General features: G+C 59.4%; 6 protein-coding genes. All 6 read left to right on the forward strand.

Features of this window, described 5'->3' with window-relative positions; translation table 11 throughout:
* A partial coding sequence (locus BKY26_RS09145; protein ID WP_193600180.1) for a Hint domain-containing protein occupies positions 1-463 on the forward strand: 463 nt, incomplete at its 5' end.
* A 306-nt stretch (positions 464-769) separates the two neighbouring features.
* Positions 770-1,663, forward strand: coding sequence for a Hint domain-containing protein (locus tag BKY26_RS09150; RefSeq protein ID WP_071690095.1), 894 nt, complete (start codon positions 770-772; stop codon positions 1,661-1,663).
* Positions 1,664-2,082: 419 nt separating this feature from the next.
* Positions 2,083-2,454, forward strand: a complete 372-nt coding sequence (locus BKY26_RS09155) for a hypothetical protein (RefSeq protein ID WP_131541822.1) — start codon at positions 2,083-2,085, stop codon at positions 2,452-2,454.
* Positions 2,455-2,535: 81 nt separating this feature from the next.
* Positions 2,536-4,830, forward strand: a complete 2,295-nt coding sequence (locus BKY26_RS09160; protein WP_071690097.1) for a Hint domain-containing protein — start codon at positions 2,536-2,538, stop codon at positions 4,828-4,830.
* Between the two features lie 166 nt (positions 4,831-4,996).
* A complete protein-coding gene (locus BKY26_RS09165) occupies positions 4,997-5,917 on the forward strand; it encodes a Hint domain-containing protein (protein ID WP_071690098.1) in 921 nt (306 codons plus the stop codon).
* Positions 5,918-6,111: 194 nt separating this feature from the next.
* On the forward strand, positions 6,112-7,130 hold a 1,019-nt coding region (locus BKY26_RS09170; RefSeq protein WP_071690099.1), incomplete at its 3' end, for a Hint domain-containing protein.

Below are 7,130 nucleotides of genomic sequence, written 5' to 3' on the forward strand. Positions count from 1 at the left end.
TCCGGTGAAATGGATCGGTCGTCAGACCGTCTCCACCCGCTTCGGCCCCGCCGAACGGTTGATGCCGGTGCGCTTTGCCGCCGGGTCTTTGGGCGATGGCCTGCCAAACACCGACCTCTCCGTCACCGCCGACCACGGGATGCTGGTCGATGGCGTCATCTGCCACGCAGGCGCTTTGGTGAATGGCACCACGATCACGCGCGTTCCGCTGGCCGAGATGGGCGAGACCTACACCGTCTATCATGTGGAAACCGAGGCACATGAGATCATCTTCGCCAATGGTGCCCCTGCGGAGACCTTCATCGACAACGTGTCCCGCCGGGTCTTCGACAACTTCGCCGAGTTCGAAGCGCTCTACGGCGACGTGCCTGAGATGGAGGAACTGCCTTATCCGCGCGCGATGTCCGCGCGGCAGGTTCCGGTGGCGATCCGGCACAAGCTTGGAACCTCCGACGCGGCGTGAGCCGGATAGATACCGCCATCGAGATCGAATACATCGAACATGGCGGCGTCCTGCACTACGTTCTGCGCAACCTCGCGAAGTCGTAAGGTCCGCTCATAGGGTTGGCAATCTGCCCGCCTTACCTTTCAACATCCCGAGACCCCGGCCATCGCGCCGGGGTTTTGTTCTTGGGCTAAGTGTGTGGATAGTGGGCAAACTGCCTACCCTGCACTTGCTTGACCTTCCGGTGGTACGGTTAGCTATAACACGACGTGCTCGTTAATAATTGAATCAGTCTCCACAATTCAGGCAGAGGAACAGGCGCCTATGGCTTCGATCGGCAACTTGTACTTTCACGGAACGTTTCACGAGTTGGTGGGCACATTTACACCGATCCCACTGCCCGGCCCCTACACGTTAGACGATGGAAACGGCGCAGGTGACACGGTCTTTACATCCGGTGAAGACGTCAATCAGCCATTCACCGATGGCTCGGTAACCGATGGGTTTTACGGGACCTATGAGAAGGATGGGGTGGTCTATATCGTCTGCCGGCAGGGGCCTTACTACGATCTCTATTCAACGACGGATCCGGCGGTTGCAACTCTGGCGGCTGGCACTGTAATCCCGACTTTCAATACGGCGGATTTCACGACGTGTTTTCTGGGCGGCACGAGCATATCAACGCCCGATGGCTCCGCGTACGTCGAAAGCCTTCAGATCGGTGATTGGATCGTGACCCATGATGGCAGCGTCGTGCCGGTCAAATGGATTGGTCGCCAAACCGTCGTAGCCGCATTTCGACCTGCAGAACGGCTGATGCCTGTGCGCTTTGCTGCCGGGTCGCTTGGCGATGGCCTGCCGCATACAGACCTGACCGTCACCGCTGACCACGGGGTGCTGATCGAGGGCGTCATCTGCCATGCGGGCGCACTGGTGAACGACACCACGATCACCCGCGTGCCTTTGTCCGAGATAGGCGAGACCTACACGGTCTACCACATCGAAACCGAGGATCACGAAATCATCCTCGCTAACGGCGCCCCCGCCGAGACGTTTATCGACAATGTCTCCCGCCGGGTGTTCGACAACTACGCCGAGTTCGAGGCGCTTTACGGCGACGTGCCCGAGATGGAGGAACTGCCTTACCCCCGCGCGATGAGTGCCCGGCAGGTGCCTGTTGCGATCAAGGTGAGGCTGGACGGAAAAGCCGTGGCCTGAGGCGCAGGCCGGGCCTTCATCTCTGTGGCGGGTGCCGGTTGCGGACCGTGGACGCGGGCTTTCGGCGTTGCTGCATGGCAAGATCGGCGACCGGGCAAGGCCGGATTGGCGGAACGCGCACTGGCGACGGATTGCGCAGCGAACCGTTTGTGCATCGCGGTCCGGAGCGGGGTCCGGTATCTTACGGTTGGCCCGGTGCGGCTCCGCGATGTCGAGGTTGAAAAAAACCTGTGCTTCGCGGTTGGCACAAAAGCCCTTGTGCCGTAGGGTCAAGTTCAGTTGGCGAATGCGCGTCCGCGTTTTTTATGACGAGGGCCAGAGATTTAGGGGCTTCTTTGAAGAACATGAACGCGGCCTTCATGACAGCGATCTGTTCGGCCACGGTGATCGCCGCTGCAACCCTTGGAGGAGGATCCGCCATGGCACAGACCGCATCGGGTGACGTGCTGTCCCTCACCTGCGAGACAGCTTCCGGGGCCCCGTCTTCTCATATCGACGCGCTTTGTGCGGAACTGACACGACAGCTGCAAGAGCAGGATCCACCGTGGGAGGTCAGGCTGTCGGAGGATCCGGCCCAAAACAGCGCGGACGCGGCGGCCAGCATGACGCTTACGCTTCTTTCCGCAGGAAAGCACGACCTGCGCGCACAGCTCTCGTGGCGGCGCGGCGATCTTGGCGGGACCAGCCCGGACTACACGTTTTCCGTCGTCGATGCGCCGCTTGGGGCCGCGCCCTATGACAGGTTTATCGGCACCCTTCTGAACAGCGCGGGCTGGCCCGATGCAGATTGACGGACCGGCCTGCGAGACCCTTCTTTTTCCCGGAAGCAACGCTGCTTCACGATCATTTAATCTCTCCCGGAGAAACGCGCCATGTGTCTGATATGCTCGACATTTCAACCCTTTAAGGAAACCTGTGACTATGAGGATCTGGCAGCGATATCGGTAGATGATGCCGCACTGCTGGAGGATTCAGGTGACGCGGTCGCCTCGATCTCGACAAGCTATTCCATGTCGGTCGGCGACACATTCGCAGGCACTTTGGATTCCGTGGGCGACCGGGATTGGGTCGCACTGAACGTGGTTGCCGGGGAAAGCTATGACATCAATCTGACGGGCGTGGGCGGCAGCGCCGTCGGCGACACCTATATGCGCCTGTACGATTCAAGCGGCAATTACCTTGGCTTTGATGATGATGGCGGGGTGGGGCTGGCGTCTCATGCCTGGTTCACCGCTGAAACGACCGGCACGATCTACATCTCGGCCGGATCATGGAATGATACCGAGGCAGGCGATTACCAGATATCGGTCACCGCGGCCGGCGACAGAACGACCTTCACGAACGACCAGATCGCCGATCAGCTGACCGACGGCTACTGGACCAGCCTGACCAATGAAACCACCCCGCGCGAGTTCAACGTTTCCGTGGGCGATACGCTGGATGTGCATATTGGCGGACTGACCGCAGAAGGTCAGCAGCTGGCATCCTGGGCGTTCGAAGCATGGACGGCCGTGTCGGGCCTGAACTTCAACCTGGTCACGACGGGCGTGGCGGATGCGTCGCATGAAATCGTCATGGATGACAACGCGTCGGGTGCCTATAACTCCTCGACCCATAGCGGCGGGTTCATCACCCAATCGACCGTGAATGTCTCCACCGACTGGCTGGCGACCTATGGCACCACGATCGACAGCTATTCCTTCCAGACCTACATGCACGAGATCGGCCACGCTCTCGGGCTGGGGCATGCGGGCAACTACAATGGCTCCGCAGCCTGGAACATAGATAACGAATACCTGAACGACAGCTGGCAAGCGACGGTCATGTCGTATTTCAGCCAGAACGAAAATCCGACGATCAGTTCGGACATTGCACTCGCATCGACGCTGATGATGGCGGATATCCTTGCCATTCAGGATCTGTACGGAACGGGCGTCACAAACAATGTCGGCGACACGGTCTACGGGTTCAATTCGAACGTTTCTGGCTATCTTGGCGATCTCTTCGGCCAGATAACCGGGGAGGATGCTCTCGACCCGTCGATCTATGCTGGCAACTATGTGATGTACACGATGTACGACACCGGCGGCGAAGATACGCTCGATATGAGCGGGTCCAGCCTGGACCAGCGGGTCAACATGAATGACGAGACCTATTCGGACCTGTCCGGGCGGATTGGCAACTTCTCCATCGCGCGCGGCACCGGGCTTGAGAACTACATCGGCAGTTCCGGGGCCGACGATGTCACCGGCAACGAGCTTGCCAACGAAATCTCGGGCAATGACGGCAATGACTCCTTGTCCGGCGGGGCAGGTGCCGACACGCTCGATGGCGGCGACGGCAATGACACGCTGACGGGCGGCGCGGATGCGGACCTGTTTTCCGGCACCGGTTTCGGCACGGGCGACACGGACAGGATCACGGATTTCAACGGCGCCGAGGACGTGGTCGACCTGTCCAGCTTCTTTGCCGACATCTCGGATGTTGTCGCTGCGGCCACCGATGTTTCGGGTGATCTGCATATCGACCTCGGAGGAGGCGCGACGCTGATCCTCGAAAATACGTCGGTCGGCGATCTGACCTTCACCAATACCAATACCTTGTGCTTCTGCGCGGGAACCCTGATTGCCACCCCGGAAGGGGACCGCCTGGTTGAAGAGCTTTCGATCGGCGACCGCGTGTTGAACGCTCAAGGCCGGGCCATTGTGGTCAAATGGATCGGTTACCAGACCGTTTCCACCCGCTTCGGCCCGGCGGAACGGCTGATGCCGGTGCGCTTTGCGGCGGGATCGCTTGGGGCTGGCCTGCCTTATGAGCCGCTGACCGTCACTGCCGACCATGGGATGCTGGTGGATGGCGTCATTTGCCACGCAGGCGCGCTGGTGAATGGAACGACGATCACGCAGGTGTCGCTGGCCGAGATGGGCGACAGCTACACCGTCTACCACGTTGAGACCGAGGAACACGAGATCATCCTTGCGAATGGCGCCCCTGCCGAGACCTTTATCGACAACGTGTCCCGCCGGGTCTTCGACAATTATGCGGAGTTCGCAGCACTCTATGGCGATGTGCCCGAGATGGAGGAACTGCCCTATCCGCGTGCAATGTCCGCACGGCAGGTGCCATTCACGATCAAGAACAGGCTGGGTCAGTTAGAAGTGGCCTGATCAAGTGTCATAGTGCCGAGGAATTCTTCCGCGCTCGATATGATAGGCGGATCTGAATCTTGCGCGACGAAACTCAGTCCGCAGCAAAGGCTGGGCCGGAATTGACAACATCGTTGCTCACACGGCAACATGATCGGCATTGTATAGCCATTTTTTGGGGGAAAACATGGGCACGCTGCAATATGACGCCGGTGCGAATTACAGTGGAAACAGCGGGACGGTGACGTTGTTCAACACCGCCACGACGGTCACCGCCACGATCACCGACGGTGAAGGTGACACAACGTTTGAGACAACCGACACGCTTTCGACGTTCGTTCCACCCTCGTTTACCTATCCGAGCTCCTATGCGGGCAACGTTGAGGTTGCACTGACCGCGGGCGGGACGATGACGCTTCCGGTGATTGTGTTTTCGACGGTCTCATTCTCGCTCATTCCCATTCCGCAAGGGATGAGCCTTTCTGATTTCAGTTTTCCGGCTTCGATTGATCTTACTGCGCTTGATTCTTCGGCATTTCCCGTCTGCTTTTTGGTGGGCAGCCAAATTGCCACTTCGAAGGCGGAGATTGCGGTTGAAAACTTGACTGTCGGAGACGAGTTGCAGACCGCAGAGGGTCGCTTTGTGTCCGTGAAATGGATCGGCCGCCAGACCGTCTCCACCCGCTTTGGGCCTGCGGAACGGCTGATGCCGGTGCGCTTTGCCGCCGGATCTCTGGGCGATGACCTGCCGCACACCGACCTCATCGTCACCGCCGATCACGGAATGTTGGTGGATGGGGTCATCTGCCACGCAGGCGCGTTGGTGAACGGGACCACGATCACCCGTGTGCCGCTGGCCGAGATGGGCGAGAGCTACACCGTCTACCACGTTGAGACCGAGGAACACGAGATCATCCTCGCCAACGGTGCCCCTGCCGAGACCTTTATCGACAACGTGTCACGCCGGGTCTTCGACAATTATGCGGAGTTCGAAGCACTCTATGGCGATGTGCCCGAAATGGAAGAACTGCCCTATCCGCGTGCAATGTCCGCACGGCAGGTGCCTGTGCTGATCCGCAACCGCTTGAAGGCAGTCGAGGCGGCCTGATCAGCCGGACCGTTCATGCCCTGCGGCCTTTTCGGGGGGGGGGGGGCAGCCCCTTCCCGTCTCGGCGCCTTACCTCTAAGGGGCAAGTCTCGGTCATTTCCTAGAAGGGCCGGTCATGTCGAGCCGAAAAGGCTCGCCAGAAACCCCGCTATCGGATAGCTATCAAGGTCTGACCCGTTTAAGGAACACAAAATATGGCCGACACCGATATTCAGATCACTGAAATTCACTATGACAGCAGCCCTCTTCTTCCTTATTCTGACGTTGTCCTTGAATGGGTCGAACTTCGAAATGATGGCACGACCGCAGTCAGCCTGGATGGTTGGACAATTACCGATGCGGGTGGCAGCGTAACGAGCTTCGATGCCGGGTTCACCTTGCAGGCGGGGCAGTATGGGATCGTCTACAACTCACAACGCATTTCCGAGTCTGACTTTCTGTCGATCTACGGCCCACTTCCGCCAAATACCGTGCTCATTACTCGTAGCGGGATAGACACGGACTGGGCCAATTTGAACAATTCAGGCGATCAGATCATCCTGAGAAACGACAGCGGCACAGTCATCGAGGATCTCACTTATCCTGACATTGCCGCCGATGGGCAAACGGTGTCCGTTGGAGGCACGGATGGGGCCGAGACCTTTACGCTGCAGAACGCCCCAACCCCCGGGGCCCCGGTCTGCTTTGCTGCCAAAACCTTGATCGAGACAAGCGACGGGCCTGTTATGGTCGAAGACCTGCAAATCGGTACAAACCTTGCGACCGCAGAAGGCGGGATCGTCCCGGTCAAATGGATTGGTCGCCAAACCGTCTCCACCCGCTTCGGTCCTGCCGAACGCCTGATGCCGGTGCGGTTTGCTGCTGGCTCTCTCGGCGAGGGTCTTCCGCACACCGACCTCACCGTCACCGCCGATCACGGAATGTTGGTGGATGGCGTCATCTGTCACGCGGGGGCTTTGGTGAATGGCACCACGATCACCCGTGTGCCGCTGGCCGAGATGGGCGCGCGCTACACCGTCTACCACATCGAAACCGAGGCGCATGAGATCATCCTCGCTAATGGCGCCCCTGCTGAGACCTTCATCGACAACGTCTCGCGTCGGGTCTTCGACAACTTCGCAGAGTTCGAGGCGCTCTATGGCGATGTGCCCGAGATGGAGGAACTGCCCTATCCGCGTGCGATGAGCGCAAGGCAGGTGCCAGGAAAGATCCA

Source organism: Nioella sediminis (assembly GCF_001879695.1).
Classification (GTDB): domain Bacteria; phylum Pseudomonadota; class Alphaproteobacteria; order Rhodobacterales; family Rhodobacteraceae; genus Nioella; species Nioella sediminis.

Coding starts and splice junctions, on each gene's coding strand:
- BKY26_RS09165 (WP_071690098.1), top strand. CDS start 4,997: ATGGGCACGCTGCAATATGACGCCGGTGCGAATTACAGTGGAAACAGC.
- BKY26_RS09160 (WP_071690097.1), top strand. CDS start 2,536: ATGTGTCTGATATGCTCGACATTTCAACCCTTTAAGGAAACCTGTGAC.
- BKY26_RS09155 (WP_131541822.1), top strand. CDS start 2,083: ATGGCACAGACCGCATCGGGTGACGTGCTGTCCCTCACCTGCGAGACA.
- BKY26_RS09150 (WP_071690095.1), top strand. CDS start 770: ATGGCTTCGATCGGCAACTTGTACTTTCACGGAACGTTTCACGAGTTG.